General features: G+C 69.2%; 21 protein-coding genes and 1 riboswitch. Of the genes, 9 read left to right on the plus strand and 12 right to left on the minus strand.

Translation table 11 applies throughout. From position 1 onward, the window contains the following. Positions 1-44: 44 nt before the first annotated feature. The 3 genes from ACFOYY_RS36695 to ACFOYY_RS36705 form a co-directional block, all read right to left on the minus strand. A complete protein-coding gene (locus ACFOYY_RS36695) occupies positions 45-320 on the minus strand; it encodes a MoaD/ThiS family protein (RefSeq protein WP_362917555.1) in 276 nt (91 codons plus the stop codon). A gap of 21 nt (positions 321-341) precedes the next feature. After that, positions 342-1,604, minus strand: a complete 1,263-nt coding sequence (thrC, locus tag ACFOYY_RS36700) for a threonine synthase (RefSeq protein WP_352014319.1) — start codon at positions 1,602-1,604, stop codon at positions 342-344. A gap of 14 nt (positions 1,605-1,618) precedes the next feature. Continuing rightward, positions 1,619-1,761: riboswitch (SAM riboswitch) on the minus strand. Positions 1,762-1,874: 113 nt separating this feature from the next. After that, positions 1,875-2,435 (minus strand): RNA polymerase sigma factor, encoded by a 561-nt coding sequence (locus ACFOYY_RS36705; RefSeq protein ID WP_352014320.1) that lies wholly within the window; start codon positions 2,433-2,435, stop codon positions 1,875-1,877. A 105-nt stretch (positions 2,436-2,540) separates the two neighbouring features. On the opposite strand from ACFOYY_RS36705, the gene ACFOYY_RS36710 reads away from it, so the two are divergent. Both ACFOYY_RS36710 and ACFOYY_RS36715 read left to right on the plus strand, forming a co-directional pair. Then, positions 2,541-3,965 (plus strand): alpha,alpha-trehalose-phosphate synthase (UDP-forming), encoded by a 1,425-nt coding sequence (locus ACFOYY_RS36710; protein ID WP_362779206.1) that lies wholly within the window; start codon positions 2,541-2,543, stop codon positions 3,963-3,965. 63 nt (positions 3,966-4,028) lie between these two features. After that, the gene (locus ACFOYY_RS36715; protein WP_386195859.1) at positions 4,029-5,180 is read left to right on the plus strand and encodes an MFS transporter; all 1,152 of its coding nucleotides are present in this window, start codon (positions 4,029-4,031) and stop codon (positions 5,178-5,180) included. On the opposite strand, the gene ACFOYY_RS36720 is transcribed toward ACFOYY_RS36715, so the two are convergent. From ACFOYY_RS36720 to ACFOYY_RS36730, 3 genes are all read right to left on the minus strand, one after another. Further along, positions 5,167-5,745, minus strand: coding sequence for a hypothetical protein (locus ACFOYY_RS36720; protein WP_352014323.1), 579 nt, complete (start codon positions 5,743-5,745; stop codon positions 5,167-5,169). The genes ACFOYY_RS36715 and ACFOYY_RS36720 overlap by 14 nt on opposite strands. Before the next feature lie 35 nt (positions 5,746-5,780). After that, positions 5,781-6,560 (minus strand): trehalose-phosphatase, encoded by a 780-nt coding sequence (otsB, locus tag ACFOYY_RS36725; protein WP_352014324.1) that lies wholly within the window; start codon positions 6,558-6,560, stop codon positions 5,781-5,783. 79 nt (positions 6,561-6,639) lie between these two features. Further along, positions 6,640-6,942: a DUF3263 domain-containing protein gene (locus ACFOYY_RS36730; protein ID WP_362779199.1), complete on the minus strand. Its 303-nt coding sequence runs from the start codon at positions 6,940-6,942 to the stop codon at positions 6,640-6,642. A gap of 111 nt (positions 6,943-7,053) precedes the next feature. Between ACFOYY_RS36730 and ACFOYY_RS36735 the strand changes: the two genes are divergently transcribed. After that, entirely contained in the window at positions 7,054-7,881 is an 828-nt protein-coding gene (locus tag ACFOYY_RS36735) for an SAM hydrolase/SAM-dependent halogenase family protein (RefSeq protein WP_352014326.1), read from the plus strand. Positions 7,882-7,888: 7 nt separating this feature from the next. Here the strand turns inward: ACFOYY_RS36735 and ACFOYY_RS36740 are convergent, their stop codons facing one another. The 5 genes from ACFOYY_RS36740 to ACFOYY_RS36760 all read right to left on the minus strand — a co-directional run bounded on the left by ACFOYY_RS36740 (position 7,889) and on the right by ACFOYY_RS36760 (position 13,523). Then, a complete protein-coding gene (locus ACFOYY_RS36740; RefSeq protein ID WP_352014327.1) occupies positions 7,889-8,878 on the minus strand; it encodes an ABC transporter ATP-binding protein in 990 nt (329 codons plus the stop codon). Beyond that, positions 8,862-9,896 carry an ABC transporter ATP-binding protein gene (locus ACFOYY_RS36745; RefSeq protein WP_362917546.1) on the minus strand — a complete coding sequence of 345 codons (1,035 nt, stop codon included), beginning with the start codon at positions 9,894-9,896 and terminating at the stop codon, positions 8,862-8,864. The genes ACFOYY_RS36740 and ACFOYY_RS36745 overlap by 17 nt, the downstream gene beginning before the upstream one ends. An 8-nt stretch (positions 9,897-9,904) precedes the next feature. Next, entirely contained in the window at positions 9,905-10,855 is a 951-nt protein-coding gene (locus tag ACFOYY_RS36750) for an ABC transporter permease (RefSeq protein WP_352014329.1), read from the minus strand. After that, complete coding sequence (locus ACFOYY_RS36755) at positions 10,848-11,786, minus strand: ABC transporter permease (protein WP_362917542.1); 939 nt, start codon at positions 11,784-11,786, stop codon at positions 10,848-10,850. Before ACFOYY_RS36755 ends, ACFOYY_RS36750 begins: the two co-directional genes overlap by 8 nt. A 111-nt stretch (positions 11,787-11,897) precedes the next feature. Continuing rightward, positions 11,898-13,523, minus strand: coding sequence for a peptide ABC transporter substrate-binding protein (locus ACFOYY_RS36760; RefSeq protein ID WP_352014331.1), 1,626 nt, complete (start codon positions 13,521-13,523; stop codon positions 11,898-11,900). Between the two features lie 499 nt (positions 13,524-14,022). Here ACFOYY_RS36760 and ACFOYY_RS36765 point away from each other — a divergent pair, with 499 nt between their 5' ends. From ACFOYY_RS36765 to ACFOYY_RS36780, 4 genes are all read left to right on the plus strand, one after another. Continuing rightward, the gene (locus ACFOYY_RS36765) at positions 14,023-14,964 is read left to right on the plus strand and encodes an ABC transporter permease (protein WP_352014332.1); all 942 of its coding nucleotides are present in this window, start codon (positions 14,023-14,025) and stop codon (positions 14,962-14,964) included. Continuing rightward, positions 14,957-15,808 (plus strand): ABC transporter ATP-binding protein, encoded by an 852-nt coding sequence (locus tag ACFOYY_RS36770; protein ID WP_362917539.1) that lies wholly within the window; start codon positions 14,957-14,959, stop codon positions 15,806-15,808. The genes ACFOYY_RS36765 and ACFOYY_RS36770 overlap by 8 nt, the downstream gene beginning before the upstream one ends. Before the next feature lie 73 nt (positions 15,809-15,881). Beyond that, positions 15,882-16,403 carry a YbhB/YbcL family Raf kinase inhibitor-like protein gene (locus ACFOYY_RS36775; RefSeq protein ID WP_386195865.1) on the plus strand — a complete coding sequence of 174 codons (522 nt, stop codon included), beginning with the start codon at positions 15,882-15,884 and terminating at the stop codon, positions 16,401-16,403. Positions 16,404-16,566: 163 nt separating this feature from the next. Next, positions 16,567-16,764 carry a hypothetical protein gene (locus tag ACFOYY_RS36780; RefSeq protein WP_352014335.1) on the plus strand — a complete coding sequence of 66 codons (198 nt, stop codon included), beginning with the start codon at positions 16,567-16,569 and terminating at the stop codon, positions 16,762-16,764. Between the two features lie 86 nt (positions 16,765-16,850). On the opposite strand, the gene ACFOYY_RS36785 is transcribed toward ACFOYY_RS36780, so the two are convergent. Beyond that, positions 16,851-18,188, minus strand: coding sequence for a KamA family radical SAM protein (locus tag ACFOYY_RS36785; protein WP_386195867.1), 1,338 nt, complete (start codon positions 18,186-18,188; stop codon positions 16,851-16,853). Positions 18,189-18,403: 215 nt separating this feature from the next. On the opposite strand from ACFOYY_RS36785, the gene ACFOYY_RS36790 reads away from it, so the two are divergent. Both ACFOYY_RS36790 and plsX read left to right on the plus strand, forming a co-directional pair. Next, positions 18,404-19,003 carry a DUF1707 SHOCT-like domain-containing protein gene (locus ACFOYY_RS36790; protein WP_386195869.1) on the plus strand — a complete coding sequence of 200 codons (600 nt, stop codon included), beginning with the start codon at positions 18,404-18,406 and terminating at the stop codon, positions 19,001-19,003. A gap of 178 nt (positions 19,004-19,181) precedes the next feature. Beyond that, positions 19,182-20,189: a phosphate acyltransferase PlsX gene (plsX, locus tag ACFOYY_RS36795; RefSeq protein ID WP_352014346.1), complete on the plus strand. Its 1,008-nt coding sequence runs from the start codon at positions 19,182-19,184 to the stop codon at positions 20,187-20,189. Positions 20,190-20,208 lie beyond the last annotated feature (19 nt).

Below are 20,208 nucleotides of genomic sequence, written 5' to 3' on the forward strand. Positions count from 1 at the left end.
GCCGCCCAGGGCCCGCCCAGGGCCCCGCGCGGCCTCCGCCGGGATCAGCCTCCGGCGACCGCCGGAATGATGGAGACCTGAACGCCGGACGGCGTCACCGTGTCGAGGTTGTCGGCGAAACGGACATCCTCATCACCGACATAGACGTTCACAAAACGGCGAATCTTGCCCGTTTCATCGAGAATACGGGCACCGATCCCGGGGAAGTCGGCGTCGAGCTTCTGCAGAACCTCACGCAGGGTCCCGCCCTCGCCGTTCACCTCGGCCGCGCCGCCGGTGTACGTACGGAGAATCGTCGGAATCCGTACAGAAACACTCATAATTCAGTACCTTTCAGAGCTCTAGGCGACGACAGCGCGGAACGCGTCGAGTGAGGGCCGGATGACAGCGGTGGGACGTGCCTGGTCAGCGACCGCGTCAAGGGTCTTCAGGCCGTCACCTGTGTTGAGGACCACGGTCTCCGCGTCGGGGTCGAGCCGACCCGACTCGACCAGCTTGCGCAGCACCCCGACGGTGACACCGCCCGCCGTCTCGGCGAAGATGCCCTCCGTCCTGGCGAGCAGGCGGATGGCGTCCACGATCTCGGGGTCGGTGACGTCCTCGACCCCGCCGCCGGTGCGCCTGGCGATGTCGAGCACGTAGGGCCCGTCAGCCGGGTTGCCGATGGCCAGCGACTTGGCGATCGTGTCGGGCTTGACGGGGCGGATCACGTCGTGGCCCGCCTTGTAGGCCGCGGAGACCGGGGAGCACCCCTCGGCCTGGGCGCCGAAGATCTTGTACGGCGTGTCCTCGACGAGACCGAGGGCGATCAGCTCCTTGAACGCCTTGTCGATCTTCGTGAGCTGGGAGCCGGAGGCGACCGGGATGACGATCTGGTCGGGGATCCGCCAGCCGAGCTGCTCGGCGATCTCGTAGGCCAGGGTCTTGGAGCCCTCGGCGTAGTAGGGCCTGAGGTTGACGTTGACGAAGCCCCACTTGTCGCCGAGCTCGTCACCGATGAGCTCGGAGCAGAAGCGGTTGACGTCGTCGTAGGTGCCGTCGATGCCGATCAGCTTGCCGCCGTACACGGAGGCCATGACGATCTTGCCCTGTTCGAGGTCGGCGGGGATGAACACGCAGGCGTCGAGCCCGGTCCTGGCGGCGGCGGAGGTCACCGCGCCCGCCAGGTTGCCGGTCGAGGAGCAGGACAGGGTGTGGAAGCCGAAGTTCCTGGCCGCCTCGACGGCGATGGCGACCACGCGGTCCTTGAAGGAGTGCGTGGGGTTGCCCGAGTCGTCCTTCACGTGCAGCGAGCGCAGGCCCAGCTCACGCGCCAGGTTGTCGGCCTTGACGAGCCTGGTCCAGCCGGGCTCGGTGTTGGGCTTGGAGGCGACGTCCGCCGGGACGGGCAGGAGGGAGCGGTAGCGCCAGATGTTGGCCGGCCCCTGCGAGATCTGTTCCCGGGTGACGTTCCCGAAGTCGTAGGCGATCTCAAGGGGCCCGAAACACTCGATACAGGCGAAGCTGGGACCGAGGTCGTAGCGGGCACCACACTCACGACAGGAGAGAGCGACGGCGGGACCGAAGTCAAGAGCGGTGGTGGTTGCGGTGTTCGCGAGCGCCATGAAGCGAGGCCTTTCCCTCATCTTCGTCTGCGACCACCCTGGTCACAGACCGGAATTGGCACCTGTCCCGGTCGACCCCTCGCCAGATCGCGAGTCTTGAACCGGGAGGGTTGCCGGGGCTTCGCAGGGCCGGTCCCTCCACCCCTCTGGATGAGCAATGTTCAGTTGTGGACCTGACATGCAGGTCTCAAGCACTCTACCTCGCCTTGTGCCCCTCCTGACCAGTTGTCTCACCAAACGAGATGAAGTGTGTCATTAACCGGACAAACCTCAGAAGCCGTAGGCGTCGCCGAGCGCTCCCTGGACGTACTTGCGGGCCTGGTGGATGCGCGACTTGGCGGTGCCGAGGGGGATGCCGAGCTGCTCGGCGACCTCGTTGTAGTCGAGCTGGCAGATGTCGCGCAGCACCAGCGCCTGGGCCAGGTCGGGCTTGTCCGCCTCAAGGGCCTCCATCGCGTCGAGCAGGTCGAGGCGGGAGCCCGCGATCACACTCACCCTGGCGACGTCGGGCTTGTTGTGCAGCGGCAACTCCTCCGAGCTCTGCTCGGCGGAACGCCGTTTGAGCGAGCGGTAGGTGGTGCGCGCGCAGTTGGCGGTCACGATGTGCAGCCACGTGCTGAACCGCGCCCGCCCCTCGAACCTGGCGATGTTGCGGGCCACGGCGAGCAGGGTGTCCTGACAGGCCTCCTCGGCGTCCTGCCGGTAGGGGAGGATCCGCCCGCAGTGCCGTAGCACCTCGGGCTCGATCCGCTTCAGCAGTTCGCCCAGTGCCCGGTGGTCGCCTCCGGCGGCCGCACGGGCAAGTTCCTCGGTCGTCTCGTCCAGCGCCATCACGGGTTCCCATCAACGGTCACGGTCGCTCGACATCCTATGGTCGCCGGTTATCGTTTGGTTAACCTTCGGGACAAGCCACGTCCTCCCGGGCGAGGAGGTCAGATGAGTGGGATTTTGGTGGCCTCGAACCGCGGCCCGGTCTCCTTCACCATGTCGGAGGGCGGCGCGCTGAGCATGCGCAGGGGTGGCGGCGGCCTGGTCTCCGGCCTGTCCGAGGTGTCCAAGGAGCTCGACGTCCTGTGGGTCTGCGCCGCCCTGTCCGACGGCGACCGCGGTGCCGTACGGCTCGCTCCCGGGGGGCGGCTCGACCAGGCGGGATACGAGACCGGGGCGCTGCGGATGCTCGACATCCCCCCGGCGACCTTCCAGCGGGCCTACAACGCGGTCGCCAACTCGACCCTGTGGTTCGTCCACCACCTGCTCTACGACACCCCGAACAGGCCGCACTTCGACGCCAGGTTCGGCAGGGAGTGGGAGTCCTACCAGGCCTACAACGAGGCGTTCGCGATGGCGCTGGCCGAGGAGGCCTCGCACGGCGCCAAGGTCATGGTGCAGGACTACCACCTGGCCCTGGTCCCGGCGATGCTCAGGAGCGAACGGCCCGACCTGCGCGTCTCCCACTTCTCCCACACGCCCTGGGCCCCTCCCGAGTACTTCGGTCTGCTGCCCGACGAGGTCGCCGCCGAGTTGCTTGAGGGCATCCTGGGCGCCGACCAGGCGGGTTTCCTGACCGACCGCTGGGCCGGGGCCTTCATGGACTGCTGCGAGAGCGTCCTGGACGCGCGGGTCGAGCGCGCGGGCCGTACGGTGACCCACGCGGGCCGGACCACCCGGATCGGCGTGCACGGCCTGGGTGTGGACGGCCGGGCGCTGTGGGAACGCGCCCGCGAGCCCGACGTCGAGTCCCACATGGCCGCCCTGCGCGAGCTGGTCGGCGACCGCAGGCTGATCGTGCGCATCGACAGGACCGAGCTGTCGAAGAACATCGTCAGGGGCCTGATCGCCTACCGGGAGTTCCTCGCGGCGCACCCCGAGTGGCACGGCAGGGTCGTGCACCTGGCCTTCGCCTACCCCTCCCGCCACGACCTGCCCGAATACCGTGAGTACACCGCGGCGGTGCAGCGTTGCGCCTCGGAGATCGAGGACGAGTACGCCACCGAGGACTGGGATCCGCTGATCCTCAACGTCCAGGACGACTATCCCCGGTCGCTGGCCGCCTACCGGCTGGCCGACGTGATGCTGGTCAACCCGATCCGCGACGGGATGAACCTGGTGGCCAAGGAGGGGCCGGTGCTGTCCCCGAACAGCGCTCTGGTCCTGTCGCGCGAGGCGGGGGCCGCGGCCGAGCTGGGCGCGGACGCGCTGCTGGTGAACCCCTACGACGTCTCGGCCACGGCGCGGGCCATCCACGAGGGCCTCGTCATGCCCGAGCACGAGCGCGCCGTCCGGGGGGACAGGCTGGCCCGTCTGGCGACCGCCCTTCCCCCGCAGCGCTGGTTCGCTGACCAGCTCGCCGCACTCGGCTGAGATTTTGCCCTGATATGAGATAGTTCAGGGGACTTCGCGCTTCATTGACGTTCGGGGGAACCCGTGACCGCCAGGCTCACCCGTGACCGTCCGACCTGGCTCGTCTACCTGCAGCTCGGTGTCTTCGCCACCTACCTGTACGGCCTCAGCGCCGCCCTGCCCATGCTCCGCGCCGAACTGGGCCTCTCGCAGACGGTCGCCGGGCTGCACGGCACCATGATGGCCGTCGGCGGCGTCCTGACCGGCCTCGCGCTGCCCCGGCTGACCCGCCGCCTCGGCACGCGCGTCACCGTCTGGACGGGCCTGACCGGGATGAACGTGGGGGTGCTGCTGGTCGTCCTCGGCCACACACCGCAGGTCACGCTCCTCGCGTACTGCCTGGCGGGCGGGATGGGCTCGATCAGTCTCTACACGAGCATGTCCGTCCTCGGCCGGCACCACGGTCCCGCGGGGCCGTCGGCGATCAGTGAGGCCAACGCGGTCGGCGGGACCATCGGCCTGTTCGCCCCGTTCGTCGTCAGTCTCGCGGCGCAGAGCGCGCTCGGCTGGCGGACCGCGCTGCTGCTCACCCCGCTGCTGACCGTGCTGCTCGCGCTCGCCATGGGCCGCGTGTGGGTTCCCACGCCCGCCCGGGAGGAGCAGGCGGCGCCCTCCGGGAGCGCGGGTTCCCCGGGGCTCGGCATGCGCTTCCACCTGGCGGGGACGGTGCTGTTCTGCTGCGTCGGGCTTGAGTTCTCGTTCAACCTCTGGGCGGCCAAGCTGGTCAGCGACAACACGGGCCTGTCCGCGGCGGTCGCAGCGAGCGCGCTGACCGCCTTCACCGCCGGGCTGGCGCTCGGGCGCTTCGGCGGGGCCAGGCTGGCGTTGCGGATCCCGCCCGCATCGCTGCTCATCGGCGCGCTGGGGCTCACCTTCGTCGGCTGGCTGCTGTTCTGGACGAGTACGGCCCCGCCGGCGGCCTACGCGGGGCTGCTCGTCTCAGGAGTGGGGGTCTCGCTGCACTTCCCGCTCGCGCTCTCACGGGTGCTGACGGCCACGGCCGGACGTCCCGAGCGGGCGACGGGCGTCGCCTCCCTCTATTCGAGTTCGGCGACAGGTGTCGGGCCCTTCCTGCTGGGAGCGCTCGCCGACGTGTCCGGCACCCAGCAGGCCTTCCTCATGGTGCCCGTGATGATCGTGCTGGCCGTCGGCGGCATCCTGGTCAGCTCCAGGTAGCCGCCGCGAGCACCGACGCCAGGCGCGGGTTGTCCCACACGTCCACGACGAGGATCTTCGAGGTGGGCAGGAACCACTCACGCTGGTGGAAGGTCCCGGTCCGCTTGCTGCCGTTGTAGCTGTAGCACTCGCCGCGCCAGCCCTTGAAGGCGGCCTTGTGCCCGCGTCCCACCTGCCGCAGCCCCGAGGCGTACGCGTTGCCGAACGTCTGGCCGCTCTTGGCGTCGAACGGGCAGCGCTGCACGTCGGTGGCGGGGTAGTACGGCTGGTCCCCCCGGTAGGCGGAGAACAGCTCACGCCCGTACTTGATCTGCTTGGGGCCGAAGACCCAGAACGCCTCACAGTTCGGGGTGAAATACGCCGAGTGCGGCTTCGCGCACCTTCCCGTGACCACCTTGACGCCGTCAGCGCCGCCGTATACCCGCCAGCCCGAGGGAAGCTTGAGGGTCATGCCGCGGAAGGTGAGGGTTCCCGAGGCCTGCGCGGTCGAGGCCGAGGCCGCCTGGGGAACGGTGAACAGGGTGGCGCCGGCGAGCACGGCGGCGGCGAAGGCGAGTTTTCTCATGCCGGGGACGTTAACCGTCCCCACTTGTCGGTCACTTAACGTTCAATGGCATCGGCGATCGACGCCAGCAGGTCCATCACCCCCTCCGGGCCGTCCACGACGATGTCGGCCTGGGCGGCGACCTCCGCGCTCGCCTCGGCCGAACCACTGAACACCGTCACGCCGGGCAGCCCCGAGGCCCGTACGGCGGCGAAGGCCGCCAAATCCCCCAGGTCGTCACCGGCGAACAGCACCGAGCGCGCCCCGCGTTCGGCGAGGAAGGCACCGAGCGCCGCCCCCTTGTCCGTCCCCGGAGGCCGCAGCTCCAGCACGAACTTGCCCGGCTCGACCGCCAGCCCCACCTCGGCCGCGAGCTTGGCGACCGGGTCGCGCAGCGCCTCAAGCGTGGCCTGCGGTTCGGCGGTCCCCCGGGTGTGCACGGCGACCGAGCGCTCCTTGTCCTCGAACCTGGCGCCCGCGACGCCCTCGATCAGCCGGGGCAGCTCGGCCCTGGCCCTGTCCAGGCCGGGGTGGACGGGCGGGGCGGTGAGCGTGCCCGCCTCCCAGCGTTCGAGACCGTAGTGGCCGAGCACAACCACCCCGGGCACCTCGGCCAGCGAGCCGTACTCGACGGCCGTCGCGGCGGGACGGCCCGTCACGACCGCCACGGCGCGGACCCGTCCGCCCAGCCTGGCCAGCAGCTCCGGGCCGCGCGGGTGGATCCTGGCCGCGTCGGGGTCGGGCACGATCGGGGAGAGCGTGCCGTCGAAGTCGAGGCCGATCACCGCTCCGGCGGGGTCGGCCAGGATCGCGCGCAGTCCTTCGGGGGTCTCCATGGGGTGTTCTCCCGCTCGTCGTCAGGCCAGGATCGTACGGCGCGGCGTCAGGCGCGCATGACCGGCTCTACCCCGGACGTCAGGGACGTAGTCCCCGCCTCCTGGCCGCGCGCTCGCGTCTGCGCGTCTCGCGGAGCCTGCGCAGGCGCTTGATCAGCATCGGGTCGTGGGCGAGCGCCTCCGGCCGGTCGATCAGCTCGGCGAGCAGCTGGTAGTAGCGGGTCGCCGAGATGCCGAAGGCCTCCCGCACCGCCTGCTCCTTGGCCCCGGGACGGCGCCACCAGCGGCGCTCGAAGGCCAGCAGTTCCCGTTCCTTCTCGGTGAGGGGCCTGGGAGCGTTCTCCGGTCCCGTCCCCTCGCCGGGAGGTGGCACATCGTCCATCGCTGTCGCCTCCCGTCGCGCCCCCGCAGGCCGTACGGCTCCGCGCGATGCCAGGATAGTCGGGAATTTCCTGCTGTTCATGGCCGGTTCGGAGACGTACAGTCACCAGATGTGACTCCAGTGATCACCCTTCTCACCGACTACGGGCTGGCGGACGGCTACGTCGCCGCCTGCCACGGTGTGATCGTCCTGACGGCGCCGCAGGCCCGGATCATCGACGTGTGCCACCTGGTCCCCACCGGAGACGTACGGCGCGCCGCGGCGATCCTGGCCCAGACGATCCCCCATCTCCCGCCCGGCGTCCACGTCGCCGCGGTGAGCCCGGTCGGCGCCTCGCGCAGAGCCGTGGCGATCGAGGCCGGCGAACACGTCTTCCTCGGCCCCGACAACGGGGTGCTCTCATGGGCGGTCTCCGCCGCGGGCGGGGCGCGGACGGCCTACGAGCTCACCAACGAGGACCTGTTCAGGAAGCCGGTCTCCCCGACCTTCCACGGCCGTGACGTCTTCGCCCCCGTGGCGGCGCGGGTGGCGACCGGACTGCCCCTCGCGGAGCTGGGGCCGCCGATCCCGCCGGAGCGGCTGGTCGCGCTGCGCGCGCCGACGTCGCTGGTGCGTGACGACGAGGTCGAGGGCGAGGTCCTCTCTGTCGACGGCCACGGCAACGTCCAGCTGTCGGTCAGCGCGGCCGACCTGGCGGTCGTGGGCGTACGGCCCGGCGGCTCCCTGGTGGTCTGGCTGGGCAGGAGGCACGCCGCCGTGCCGTTCAGGGAGACCTTCGCCGCGGTGTCTCCCGGCGAATTGGTCGCCTTCACCGACTCGGCGGGGCTGGTCGCGCTCGCGGTCAACGCCGGGGACGCCTCCCAGCGGCTCGCGCTGCCGCCGGGCGCGCACGTGCGCCTGTCCTCGGGCCCCCGCCGTGCCCCTCTCGAATCCCTCTGAGGAGGGGTCAGACGAAGTGACAGGCGACGGCGTGCCCGGTGCTGAACCGCGCCTGCAGCGGCGGCTCCTGCTCCGCGCACACGTCCCTGGCCTTCCAGCACCGGGTGCGGAAGCGGCAGCCCGACGGCGGGTTCGCGGGTGAGGGCGGGTCGCCCTGCAGGACGATCCGCCCCCGTGTCTCGCGGCCCCGGGGGTCGGGCACCGGCACCGCCGACAGCAGCGCCTGGGTGTAGGGGTGGGCCGGCCGCTCGCAGACGTCGGCCTCCGCGCCGAGTTCGACCAGTTTGCCGAGATACATCACGCCGATCCGGTCGGAGACGTGACGGACGACCGACAGGTCGTGGGCGATGAAGACGTAGGCCAGGCCGAACTCGTCCTGCAACCGTTCGAGCAGGTTGACGACCTGGGCCTGGATCGAGACGTCGAGTGCGGAGACCGGCTCGTCACAGATGATGATCTCCGGCCTGAGCGCCAGCCCTCTGGCGATGCCGACGCGCTGCCGCTGACCGCCGGAGAACTGGTGCGGGTAGCGGTCCACGTGGTCGGGGTTGAGACCGACCACCTCAAGCAGTTCCTGCACCATGCGGCGCCGCTCACGCTTGGGGACGACCTTCCTGTGGACCTCGTACGGCTCTCCCACGATGTCGCCGACGGTCATCCTGGGGTTGAGCGAGGTGTAGGGGTCCTGCATGACCATCTGGATGTTGCGGCGGACCTGCCTGAGCTCGGAGCCCCTGGCCCGGGTGATCTCGCGTCCGTTGATCCGCACCGAGCCCGAGGTCGGCCTCTCCAGGGCCATCAGGAGCCTGGCCAGGGTGGACTTGCCGCAGCCCGACTCACCGACGATGCCGAGCGTCTCGCCGCGCCTGAGCGTGAAGGACACCCCGTCGACCGCCCTGATCTCCCCGATCCGCCGCCGCATGACGACGCCCTGGTACATCGGGAAGTGCTTGACCAGGCCGCCGACCTCCAGGATCGGTTCACCCGTGGCTGCCATCGAGGACCTCTCTCCAGTAGTGGCAGGCGCTGTCGCGTGTCGGCCCGATCCGGTAGCGCGGCGGCGCGTCGGTGACGCAGTTGTCCTGACGGTAGGAGCACCGGGGGTGGAAGGCGCAGCCGGAGGGCATGGCCAGCGGGTCCGGCGGGGTGCCCTCGATCGCCGGCAACGCCCTGCCCTTGCGGGCGAGGCGGGGGATCGACTCCAGCAGGCCCCTGGTGTAGGGGTGCGCGGGCGCCTGGTAGACCTCGTGCACGGGAGCGGTCTCGACGACGCGACCGCCGTACATGACGACGATCCTGTCGGCGGTGTCGGCGACCACGCCGAGGTCGTGGGTGATCAGGATCATCGCCATGCCGCTCTCCCGCCGCAGCTCGGCCAGCAGGTCCATGATCTGGGCCTGGACCGTCACGTCGAGCGCCGTGGTCGGCTCGTCGGCGATGAGCAGTTCGGGACCGAGCGCGATCGCCATCGCGATCATGATGCGCTGGCGCATGCCTCCGGAGAACTGGTGCGGGTAGTCGTGCACCCGCTGCGCGGCGGCGGGGATGCGGACCCGGTCCATCAGTTCGACGGCCCTGCGCTCCGACTCCCGCCACGACACGCCCTCGTGCACCCGGAACATCTCCCCGATCTGCGCGCCCACGGTGAAGACCGGGTTCAGCGCGGACAGGGCGTCCTGGAAGACCATCGCGATCCGCCGCCCCCTGATCCTGGCCCGGTCGTCCTCCCGCAGCGCGAGCAGGTCGGTGCCGTGGAAACGGATCGTTCCGGCCGGGACACGGACGGACGGCGTGTCGAGAAGCCCCATGATCGCGTGCGCGGTGACCGACTTGCCCGAGCCCGACTCACCGAGTACGGCGAGCGTCTCCCCCGCATCGATCCGGTAGCTGACGCCGTTGACCGCCTTGACCACGCCCTGCCTGGTGACGAACTCCACCTGCAGGCCGTCCACGGCCAGCAGCGCCTCCCCGCCGGGGACGTGCCCGTCCCGCTCGGCCGTCGAGGACCTCCACACGGCTTTCCCTACCTCAGTTTCGGATCGAGGGCGTCGCGTACGGCGTCGCCCAGCATGACGAAGGCCAGCACGGTCAGGCTCAGGAACAGTGCCGGGAACAGCAACGGCTCCGGGGCCTCAAGGAAGCGCCTCCTGGCGTCGGAGATCATGAGCCCCCAGGAGATGTCGGGCGACTGGAGCCCGACCCCGATGAAGGAGAGCCCGGCCTCGGCCGCGACGAACGTCCCGAGGTTGATCGTGGCGACCACGATCACGGGGGCGATCGCGTTGGGCATGATGTGCCGGAACATGATCCGCCCCGCGGAGGCGCCGAGCGCCCGCGCGGCGAGCACGTACTCCTGCCCCTTCACCGTGATCACCGCCGCCCTGGTGATGCGGAACGTCATCGGCCAGGCCAGTACGGCCAGCGCCAGGACGACCGTCCAGACGCTTCCCGTGCGGAAGACCGACAGGATGAGCAGGGCGCCGAGGACCGAGGGGATCGCGAAGAAGATCTCGGTGACCCGGGACAGCAGGGCGTCGAGCGCCCCTCCCGCGAACCCGGCCAGCAGGCCGAGCAGGCCGCCGACCAGCGCGGTCAGGGCGGCGGTCGTCGCGCCGATCACCACCGAGTTGCGGGCGCCGTACACACTGCGGGCGTAGACGTCGCAGCCCTGGTTGTCGGTGCCGAACCAGTGCAGGTCGCCCACCCCCTGCCTGGCGTCCGACAGGTGGCAGGTCGCGGCGTTGTGCGGGTCGATCGAGGTGAACAGCCAGGGGAAGGCCGCCATCAGGAGGAAGACGGCGATGACGAAGGCCGCGCCGACGAACATCGGCCGCCGCCGCAGGTCCTGCCAGGCGTCGCTCCACAGGCTCGCGGGCTTGGACGGCCCGCCCGCCGGCCCCGTGGGTGTGTCCCTGGCGTGCCTGCCGCCGGTCGACCCGCCTCGCCCCCGGCGCCCGGCCGCGGTCTCACTCATAGCGGATCCTCGGGTCGAGCACGGCGTAGAGCAGGTCGACGACCAGGTTCGCCAGGACGTAGATCAGCACCAGGAGCGTCACCACGCCCACGACGACGGGCTGTTCGCGCAGGGAGACCGAGGTGAACAGCTGCTGACCGATGCCGGGCAGGTTGAAGACCGTCTCGGTGATCACCGCGCCGCCCATCAGCGTGCCGAAGTCGGCGCCGAGATAGGTGATCAGCGGGATCAGCGCGTTGCGCAGCGCGTGCCTGCCGACGACCCGGCGCCGGGGCAGCCCCTTGGCGGTCGCGGTGCGGATGTAGTCGGCGCGCAGCGTCTCCACGAGGCTGGTCCTGGTGAGCCTGGTCAGGTAGGCGATCGAGGTCCCGGCGAGCACGAGGCCGGGCAGCAGGTAGCCGCGCCACCCCTCGGCCAGGCCCGCGACGGGGAAGAGGTCGAGCCCGGCCTGCTTGAGCCTGACGCCCAGCAGCAGTTGCAGCACGAAGCCGGTGACCAGGGGCGGGATGGAGATCAGTATCAGCGTGGCGGCCAGGACCAGCGAGTCCTGCGCCCTGCCGTGGCGCAGCGCGGCGTACAGGCCGAGGCCCACCCCGGCGAGCGCCTCCATGACCAGGGCCGTCATCGCCAGGTTGGCGGTCACCTGGAACCGGCCCGCCAGGATGTCGGAGACCGACCCGCCGGAGACCGTGACGCCCAGGTCGCCGTGGAACAGGCCGGTGAGGTAGTGCCAGTACTGCAGCAGGAACGGGTCGTCCAGGTGGTACCTCTCCCGCAGGACGGCGGCGATGTGCGGGTCCATCCGCTTGTCCCCGGCGAGCACCTCCACGGGGTCACCGGGCAGCGCGAAGACCACGGCGTAGACGAGCAGGGTCGCGCCAAGCAGGACAGGGATCGCCTGGACCAGGCGCCTGATGATGTAGCGGCCCATTCAGCCTCCGGTACGTACCACGTCGGGGACGCTCTTCCCGGGCCGGTCGCTCACACGGCGCCGGGACCCGTCAGGGCCGCTCCCGGCGCCGGGGAACGGCCCCGCCCTCTCTCAGCCGACCTTCTCGATCTTGTTCCACTCGACCAGGTTGATCAGGTTGATCTTCAGTCCCCTGATGCGCTGGGAGTAGGCCGCGTTGGTGCGGTAGTAGAAGATCGGGATGTACGGCAGTTCCCTGACCAGGATGTCGTCGGCCTGCTGGTAGTACCTCAGGCCGTCCTTCAGCGAGGTCGCGCCGTCGCCCTGGGTCAGCAGGTCGTCGAACTCCTTGTTCGACCAGCCCGCGTAGTTGGAACCGGTCTTGATGGCGTTGGTGGAGAAGACCGGGGTCAGGTAGTTCTCGACCGAGGGGTAGTCGATGAACCAGCCCATCCGGAACATGCCGCCGTAGTCCTTCTTGACCAGGCCGTCGAGGAGGATGGCGAACTTCTCGAACGTCTTGACCTTGACCTCGACGTCGAGGTTGGCGCGGAGGTTGTTGGCGATGGCCTCGATCCACTCCTTGTGCGCGCCGTCGGTGTTGTAGCCCAGCTCGATCAGCTTGGGGCCGTTGTTCTCCTCGTACTGGATCTTGGCCCTGGCGGGGTCGTAGGTGCAGGCCGCGCAGATGCCGGGGCGGTAGCCGTCCAGGAGGGGGTTGATGAAGTCGTCGGCCGGGGAGCGCGTCCCGGCGAAGACCGTCTCGGTGATCGTCTTGCGGTCGATCGCCATCGAGATGGCCTCGCGGACCTTGATGTTGGAGTAGGTGCTGTTGAACTGCAGCGGGAAGCCGATGTAGCCGATACCGGCGTCCGCCTGGTCGATGTAGCGCTCACCCAGCTCGGCCTTGGCGCTGGCGATCGCCGCGGGCGGCAGCGCGTCGTGGATGTCCAGCCCGCCGGAGCGCAGGTCGTTGAAGGCCGTCTCCGAGTCCGCGTAGATCTTGAACTGGAGCTTGTCGAACTTGGGCTTCGTGCCGGGGAAGCTGTCGTAGCGGGTCAGGTCGATCGTCTGGTCGACGCCCTTGTTGTACGGCCGGTCCATCTTGAAGTAGCCCTGGCCGATCGGCTGCTTGGCGTAGGTCTCGGTGACCTTGCCCTTGTCGTCGAAGGCGGCCTTGGGCAGCGGGTAGAAGGCGACGTAGCCGAGCATCGTCTTGAACTGGGAGAACGGCTTGCTCAGCGTGACCTGGAGGGTGTGCTCGTCAAGGGCCTTGAGGCCCCGCATCGCCTTGACGGTGACCGGCTTGCCCTCCGGCGGGTTCAGGTCCTCCCAGCCCTCGATGCGGCTGAAGAAGCTGTTGGCGCCCTGGGCGTTGTCACGGTTGGCGGCGTAGTTCCACGCGTCGACGTAGTTCTCGGCGATCAGCGGTTCCCCGTTGTGCCAGGTGTAGCCCGACTTGAGCACGATCTTCCAGACCCGGCTGTCGCTGGTCTTGATGGAGTCGGCGACGTTGTTGACGACCTGCTTGTCGTCGTTGTAGCTCACCAGCGGGGCGAAGACCGCGCCGAGCACCTCGGCGCCCTCGGTCTCGATGGTGTCACCCGGGTAGAACGGTTTCTGTGGCTCGGCGATCCGCATACGTACCGGCGGATCGCCCGCCGCCGTGCCCGTCGCCCCCTGTCCGCCACACGCGGCCAGGCCGAGAGCGAGCAGCGCGATACCAGCGATGACCTGTGCGCCCTTAGTAACGCGCATTACGGTGTTTCCTCCCTTTGCAGGCGGCGCCGCCGCGGACTACCGAAGCCCGCGCGACCGGCGGAGGATCTCGTGCCCTCCGCTCCCGCCGTCCCGGCTGACGCGCCGACGTCACACCGGTCGGACGCGACTATCCCGCACCGCTCCACACCGAGTTGTCTCTGTGATGTTGCAGTTCGGTCACGTACACGCCCGGCGGATGCCGTACGGCCGCCAACTGGCCCAGCCCAACTTCACAGCAGGATATAAAGCCGACATAGAGTCATATGCGATACGGGAAGGGTCACGCAAAAATACCCTCGCGTCCAGGATGCTCGCGTTCATCGCCCACGGGTGGGCCGCGGCTGGGCTAACGTTGGCGAGGTCGCGGGGGGTTCGAGGCTCCGGCGGCGAACCGCACAATTGCCCTGGAACCTCTTTCTCGGAGATCCCGTCCAATGTGTGCGGCGGACCACCGCCGCAGGCACCCCATCCACCCGCATCCAATAGAGTCCTTGCCATGAGCCAGCCGGAATCCGCGATCGCGGACGCCCAGGCGGGCGGCCCGAGTAACGGCACCCCTGCCAAGCCGCAGGAGCCGCTGGCCAAGCTCGCCGAGCGTTACGGACTTCGGCGTGCCATCGCACGCCCTCGTCTGACCGTCTACCTACGCCAACTGTGGGAACGACGGCACTTCGTCATGACGTACGCGACCTCGCGCAACGTCTCGAAGTACAGCACCTCAGCCCTGGGCCAACTCTGGCAGGTCCTGACGCCCCTACTCAACGCGGCGATCTACTGGCTGATGTTCGGCGTGATCCTGGGCGCCCGGGGCAACATGGACCCCAACGTCTACATCGCCTTCCTCGTCACCGGGGTGTTCGTCTTCACCTACACCCAGCGCTCGGTGACCAGCGGCGCGAAGTCGATCTCCGGAAACCTGTCGCTCATCCGCGCCCTGCACTTCCCCAGGGCCGCGCTTCCCCTGGCCTACACGATCCAGGAGTTCCAGCAGGTCCTGATCTCCATGGGCGTGCTGATGGTGCTCGTGCTGGTCACCGGCCAGCCGATCACCTGGATGTGGCTGCTGATCCCGGTCGCCCTGCTGCTGCAGACGATGTTCAACATCGGCGCCAGCATGGTCCTGGCCAGGGTCGGCTCGACCGCACGTGACCTGAACCAGCTGCTGCCCTTCATCACGCGCACCTGGCTCTACGCCTCCGGGGTGTTCTTCTCCATCCAGGACAGGGTCGTCGCCCAAGGGCACATGCCCCAGTGGATCGCCGACCTCATGTACTTCAACCCGGCGGCCTCCTACATCGAACTGATGCGCGACCTGCTCATCCAGTTCCACCCCACCCGCCCCTGGGTGTGGTTCACCTGCATATTCTGGGCACTGTTCGCCCTGATCGGTGGCTTCTGGTACTTCTGGCGAGCCGAGGAGAAGTACGGCCGTGGCTGAGTTGACCGAGGAGCTGCCCCAAGTGAAGGCCGACAAGCCTGCCGTCCCCAGCACGGACGTCAGAGTGCATCCCGCTCCGGAGAAGGCTCCACACCCCCGCGCGGGCACCCCGACGGTCATCGTGGACGACCTGCACATCATCTACCGCGTGTACGGCGCGGCCTCGGACAGCGAGAAGGGCAACGCCGCCAACGCCCTGATGCGCCTGGTCAAGCGCCAGGGAAGGCCGGAGATGAAGGAGGTGCACGCCGTACGGGGAGTGTCCTTCGTCTCCTACCACGGCGACGCCATCGGCATCATCGGCCGCAACGGCTCGGGCAAGTCGACACTGCTGCGCGCCATCGCCGGACTGCTGCCGCCGCACTCGGGCGCGGTCTACACCGACGGCCAGCCCTCCCTGCTCGGCGTCAACGCCGCGTTGATGCGCGAACTGACCGGCGAGCGCAACATCGTCCTCGGCTGCTACGCCATGGGTATGACCCCCTCCCAGGTCAAGGAGAGGTACGACGACATCGTCGACTTCTCCGGCATCGGAGAGTTCGTCCAGTTCCCCATGTCCACCTACTCCTCGGGCATGGGCGCCAGGCTCCGCTTCGCCATCGCCTCGGCCAAGGCCCACGACGTGCTGCTCATCGACGAGGCCCTGGCGACCGGCGACCGCGAGTTCAAGCGCAAGAGCCAGGAGCGCATCATGCAGATGCGCGAGGAGGCGGGCACCGTCTTCCTCGTCGCCCACAACCTCGACGTGATCGAGGAGACCTGCAACCGCGTCATCTGGCTGCACAAGGGCAAGATCAAGATGGACGGCGACCCCAAGACGGTCCTCGCCGCCTACAACGCCTGAGACACCTATGTGATCACCTGACAGGGCAGGATGAGGAGCGACCAAGAACTACGCTCCCATCGGAGGTGAATCCGTGTCCTCACGGCCACCGATTCCTTATGAGTTCCTGCCCCAGGTTCCCGCGCTGACCGTCGAGAGTGCCGACGTCCGCGACGGCGAGACCCTGTCCCTGACCCACGTGTTCGACCGGTGGGGGTCCAACGGGCAGAACGTCTCTCCGCACCTGCGCTGGTCGGGCGCCCCGGAGGGCACCCTCAGCTACGCGGTGACCTGTTTCGACCCCGACGCCCCCACCGGCAGCGGGTTCTGGCACTGGCTGCTGTTCGACATCCCCGCCGACGTGACCGAGTTGCCCGCGGGCGCGGGTGGCCCGGACACCACCTTCGGCGTGCACGGCCGCAACGACTACTCCATCAACGCCTACGGCGGCGCCGCCCCGCCGCCCGGCTGGCCGCACCGTTACGTCTTCGCGGTGCACGCCCTGGACGTGGAGAAGCTCGACGTGAGCCCCGACTCCCCGCCCGCGGTCGTCGGCTTCAACATCACCGCCCACACCGTGGCCCGCGGCTACATCGCCCCGGTCTACGAGAACTGACCCGTCCCCAGGCGGGCACCGGCGTGTCGCGTCACGACCGCCGGCGTCCCGCCTGGTCGGCGGCGCGCCACCTCGGGACGAGCCACACCGGACGGCAATTGACGGACATCGTGATCGACGTTCCGCTATGATTCGAACGTTGTTTCGATCCGAGGAAGTCGTCATGGAGTGGGAGCGCGCGATGCGAGAGTTGTCGGCCGCGATCGACCACCTGGCCACAGAGGACCCGTCCGAGATTCCACGCCTGCAACTCGCCGAGCAGCTCATCGAGCTGCACTGGCAGATGGCCAGGCTCCAGGCCCAGATCGCCCGCCGTACCTCCGTCCGCCCCCCGCGCCCCCAGGACCCGCAGAACCTCTGATCCACCGCAGAAAGCGATCAACACGGAGGGCTGCGGGAAACGCACCGGCCGGAAACCCCTTCCGGCCGACCGATCAGGCCGTCAACTCAGGCCGTCAACCGCCGGGCCAGGGGCACGCGCTCGGCCAGTGAGGGTTCGAAGGGGAAGCGGTCGGCGAACGCGGGGCGCAGATCGGTCAGCCAGACCGCCTTCGGGTCATACTCCGCGAAGAAGGGCCGTCCGACCAGACCGGGGTCACGCGCCTGGATGAGGTGGAGCACGAAGACCTTCCTGCCCTCGACCTCCGCGACACCGTCCACGCACACCTTGCCCGGCGTCGCCGACATGGACGGCCCCCGCACCGTACGGCACAGCCCCGAGACGCTCGCGTAGGCGTCCCTGAAGATCTCGTACCCCCTGGCCAGGGGAACCGCGAAATAGTCCTGGGGCCCCGTGTCCCGCTCGACGAACATGTAGTACGGCACCATGCCCATCGTCTGCTGGGCACGCCACATGGACGCCCAGGTCTCGGGGTGGTCGTTGATGGACCTGATCAACGGGGCCTGGGTCCTCACCACCGCGCCCGTCGCGCGGATCCGCTCGACAGCGGTCCTGACGACGGGCGGCTCCATCTCGCGGGGGTGCGAGAAGTGCGCCATGAAGGCCAGGTTCTTGCCGGCCTCGACCACGGAGGCGAACAGGCGCAGCGTGTCGTCGGCGTCCGGGTCGGACACGAAGCGCTGCGGCCAGTAGGCCAGCGACTTGGTGCCGATGCGGATCGACTCCAGCTGCTCAAGGTCGAGCAACGGCTCCAGATAGCGCCTGAGCACCGGCTCCCCCATGATCATGGGGTCGCCTCCGGTGATCAGCACCCCGGTCACCTCGGGGTGCTCCTTCAGGTAGCCGACCAGGCTCGCGACGTCGCCCGAGGCGAACTTCAGGTCGGGCTCGCCGATGAACTGGGCCCATCGGAAGCAGTAGGTGCAGTAGGCGTGGCAGGTCTGTCCTTGTTTGGGGAAGAAGAGGACGGTCTCTGGATACTTGTGCTGCATTCCAGGCACCGGGTCGTCCCCGACACGGGGGACGTTGAGGTTGAGCTGCCCCGCGGGATGCGGGTTGAGCCGCTGCCTGACCTCGTGCGCCGCGGCCTGGACCTCTCCCTGGGGAGCCTCCTCCCTCAGCAGGGTGGCCAGCCGGGAGACGTCGGCCTCGGGCAGCATGTCCGGCTGGGGGAAGACCAGCCGGTAGAGGGGGTCGTCGGGCGCCGCCGCCCAGTCGATGAGCTCGTCGACCACGTAGGCGTTCGTGCGAAAGGGCAGCACGGTCGCGACCGCCCTGACCCGGATCCGGCTCTCCTCGTCGAGTCCGGCCCGTCGCAACAGGCCGTCGAGGTGTTTCGCGGTGTAGGCGCGAAACCCGCGCACCACGCTCTCTTGTACGCTCACTAAGTTTTACCTCCGATTTTTGTTGCTTTTGACGTAAACCTCTCCCGCTTCTCGCGCGTCGTTGGTGCTTATATACCCGGACGTAACCAGCTCAGCGGCCGGTTCCCCGGTTCGTCATTTCTTTGCCATCCACCATCGCGATATATCTCGAATAGTCGTACAATCGCCCCATGACCTCCCCAGAACCCACATCTCGGTTCGCTCCCCTGTCCCCCGTGTCACGGGACCCCGGCCTCAACGGCGCCAACGGCGCCGGCCCCGCCCTGCGCGCCTCAGACGCCGACCGCGACCAGGTGGCGACCGTACTGGCCGAGGCCCTCGCCTCGGGGCGCCTCACCAGCGTCGAGCACGCCGACCGTCTTGAGGCGACCTACTCCGCCGTCACGGTCGGCGAACTCGCCCCGATCACCCACGACCTGCCGGAGGTCACGACCCCGTCCGGCGGTCTGGGCGCCCAGAACCAGGAGGTCAGCGCGGTCTTCAGCAAGGTCGTCAGGAGCGGCCGGTGGATCGCGGGCCGTCACACGAAGCTGTCCTCCACCTTCGGCGCGCTGATCGTCGACCTGTCCGACGCGGTACTGCCCGGCCGGGAGATCACCCTGGAGGTCACCTCCCTGTTCGGCAAGCTGATCGTCAGGGTTCCCGAGAACGCCCACGTCATCGACGAGGTCGGCGCGCTGTTCGCCAAGCGCGGCATCTCCGGCGGGGTCGGCTCCGGCAACGGCCCCGTCATCAGGGTCACCGGCAAGGCGACCTTCGGTAAGATCATCGTCTCCAGGGAGCGAAGCGACTGGAACCTCCCGGACAGGCCCTAGCCCCTCCGTGAGAGGCCTGGGAAACACGCCCCGGTCCCCCCGACTGCGTCGTTCACCACGGAGCACGCCTACGATGCGGACAAACCATCCCGCACGAGGTGACCGCTTGCCCGAAACCGAGGCTTCCCGCGCCGCAGCGGCCGCCCCGCACGCCTCCTCACATGCCGCTTCGCAGGACATGGCGCCCATAGCCCTCGACGCGATGGGCGGCGACCACGCTCCCCACGAGATCGTGGCGGGAGCCGTACAGGCCGTCAGGGAGCACGGGATCGGCGTGGTGCTCGTCGGCGCGCCGCGCCCCCTCCAGGAGGCGCTCTCCCTCCACGACGCGACCGCCGAGATCCCGATCGTCCGCGCCGAGGAGGCGCTCGCCATGGACGAGGGCGCCCTGGCCAGCCTGCGCCGCCCCCGCTCCAGCATCGCCGTCGCCTGCCACCTCGTACGGCGCGGCGAGGCGTCGGCCGTGGTCTCCGCCGGATCGACCGCGGGCATCGTGGCCACCGGCAAGCTCAGGCTCCGTGGCCAGCAGGGAGTGCTCAGACCGGCCATCGCCGTCGCCCTGCCGACCCTGCCCTCCCCGACCATCCTGCTGGACGCCGGGGCGAACGCCGAGGTCAAGCCGGAGATGCTCGTGCAGTTCGCCCACCTCGGCGCGGCCTACGCCGAGACCGCGCTGCGGATCGAGGACCCCAGGATCGGCCTGCTGACCATCGGCAGCGAACCGGAGAAGGGCAACAAGCTCGTCAAACGGGCCCACGAACTGCTCTCCGCCGCCCCCGGCCTGAACTTCACCGGCAACGTCGAGGGCCACGACCTGCTCACCGGAACCGTCAACGTCATCGTCACCGACGGATTCACCGGCAACGTCGCGCTCAAGACCATGGAGGGCAGCGTCCGCTACGCCTTCGCCGAACTGCGCGGGACGATCCAGGAGAGCCCCGTCGCCAGGGTCGGCGGCATGCTGCAACGCGGCCGCATCAAGCGGTTGCAGCGCCGTCTCGACCCCGAGGTGCACGGCGGCGCCGTACTGCTCGGCCTGAACGGCACGGTGGTCATCGCGCACGGCGCCTCCCAGGCCACCGGCGTGAGCGCCGCGTGCGTGCTGGCGGCGGAGCTGGCCAGAACCGGCGTGGTCGGCCGCGTCGGCGAACGCCTGGCCGCGCACCGTCCCCATCGTCTGTGGTGACGCCCCAGGCGTTCCTCAT

The organism is Streptosporangium jomthongense (assembly GCF_042650425.1).
Lineage (GTDB): Bacteria > Actinomycetota > Actinomycetes > Streptosporangiales > Streptosporangiaceae > Streptosporangium.

Coding starts and splice junctions, on each gene's coding strand:
- ACFOYY_RS36740 (WP_352014327.1), bottom strand. CDS start 8,878: ATGGCAGCCACGGGTGAACCGATCCTGGAGGTCGGCGGCCTGGTCAAG.
- ACFOYY_RS36780 (WP_352014335.1), top strand. CDS start 16,567: ATGGAGTGGGAGCGCGCGATGCGAGAGTTGTCGGCCGCGATCGACCAC.
- ACFOYY_RS36705 (WP_352014320.1), bottom strand. CDS start 2,435: ATGGCGCTGGACGAGACGACCGAGGAACTTGCCCGTGCGGCCGCCGGA.
- ACFOYY_RS36755 (WP_362917542.1), bottom strand. CDS start 11,786: ATGGGCCGCTACATCATCAGGCGCCTGGTCCAGGCGATCCCTGTCCTG.
- ACFOYY_RS36710 (WP_362779206.1), top strand. CDS start 2,541: ATGAGTGGGATTTTGGTGGCCTCGAACCGCGGCCCGGTCTCCTTCACC.
- ACFOYY_RS36760 (WP_352014331.1), bottom strand. CDS start 13,523: ATGCGCGTTACTAAGGGCGCACAGGTCATCGCTGGTATCGCGCTGCTC.
- ACFOYY_RS36750 (WP_352014329.1), bottom strand. CDS start 10,855: ATGAGTGAGACCGCGGCCGGGCGCCGGGGGCGAGGCGGGTCGACCGGC.
- ACFOYY_RS36695 (WP_362917555.1), bottom strand. CDS start 320: ATGAGTGTTTCTGTACGGATTCCGACGATTCTCCGTACGTACACCGGC.
- otsB (WP_352014324.1), bottom strand. CDS start 6,560: ATGGAGACCCCCGAAGGACTGCGCGCGATCCTGGCCGACCCCGCCGGA.
- ACFOYY_RS36720 (WP_352014323.1), bottom strand. CDS start 5,745: ATGAGAAAACTCGCCTTCGCCGCCGCCGTGCTCGCCGGCGCCACCCTG.
- plsX (WP_352014346.1), top strand. CDS start 19,182: ATGGCGCCCATAGCCCTCGACGCGATGGGCGGCGACCACGCTCCCCAC.
- ACFOYY_RS36730 (WP_362779199.1), bottom strand. CDS start 6,942: ATGGACGATGTGCCACCTCCCGGCGAGGGGACGGGACCGGAGAACGCT.
- thrC (WP_352014319.1), bottom strand. CDS start 1,604: ATGGCGCTCGCGAACACCGCAACCACCACCGCTCTTGACTTCGGTCCC.
- ACFOYY_RS36765 (WP_352014332.1), top strand. CDS start 14,023: ATGAGCCAGCCGGAATCCGCGATCGCGGACGCCCAGGCGGGCGGCCCG.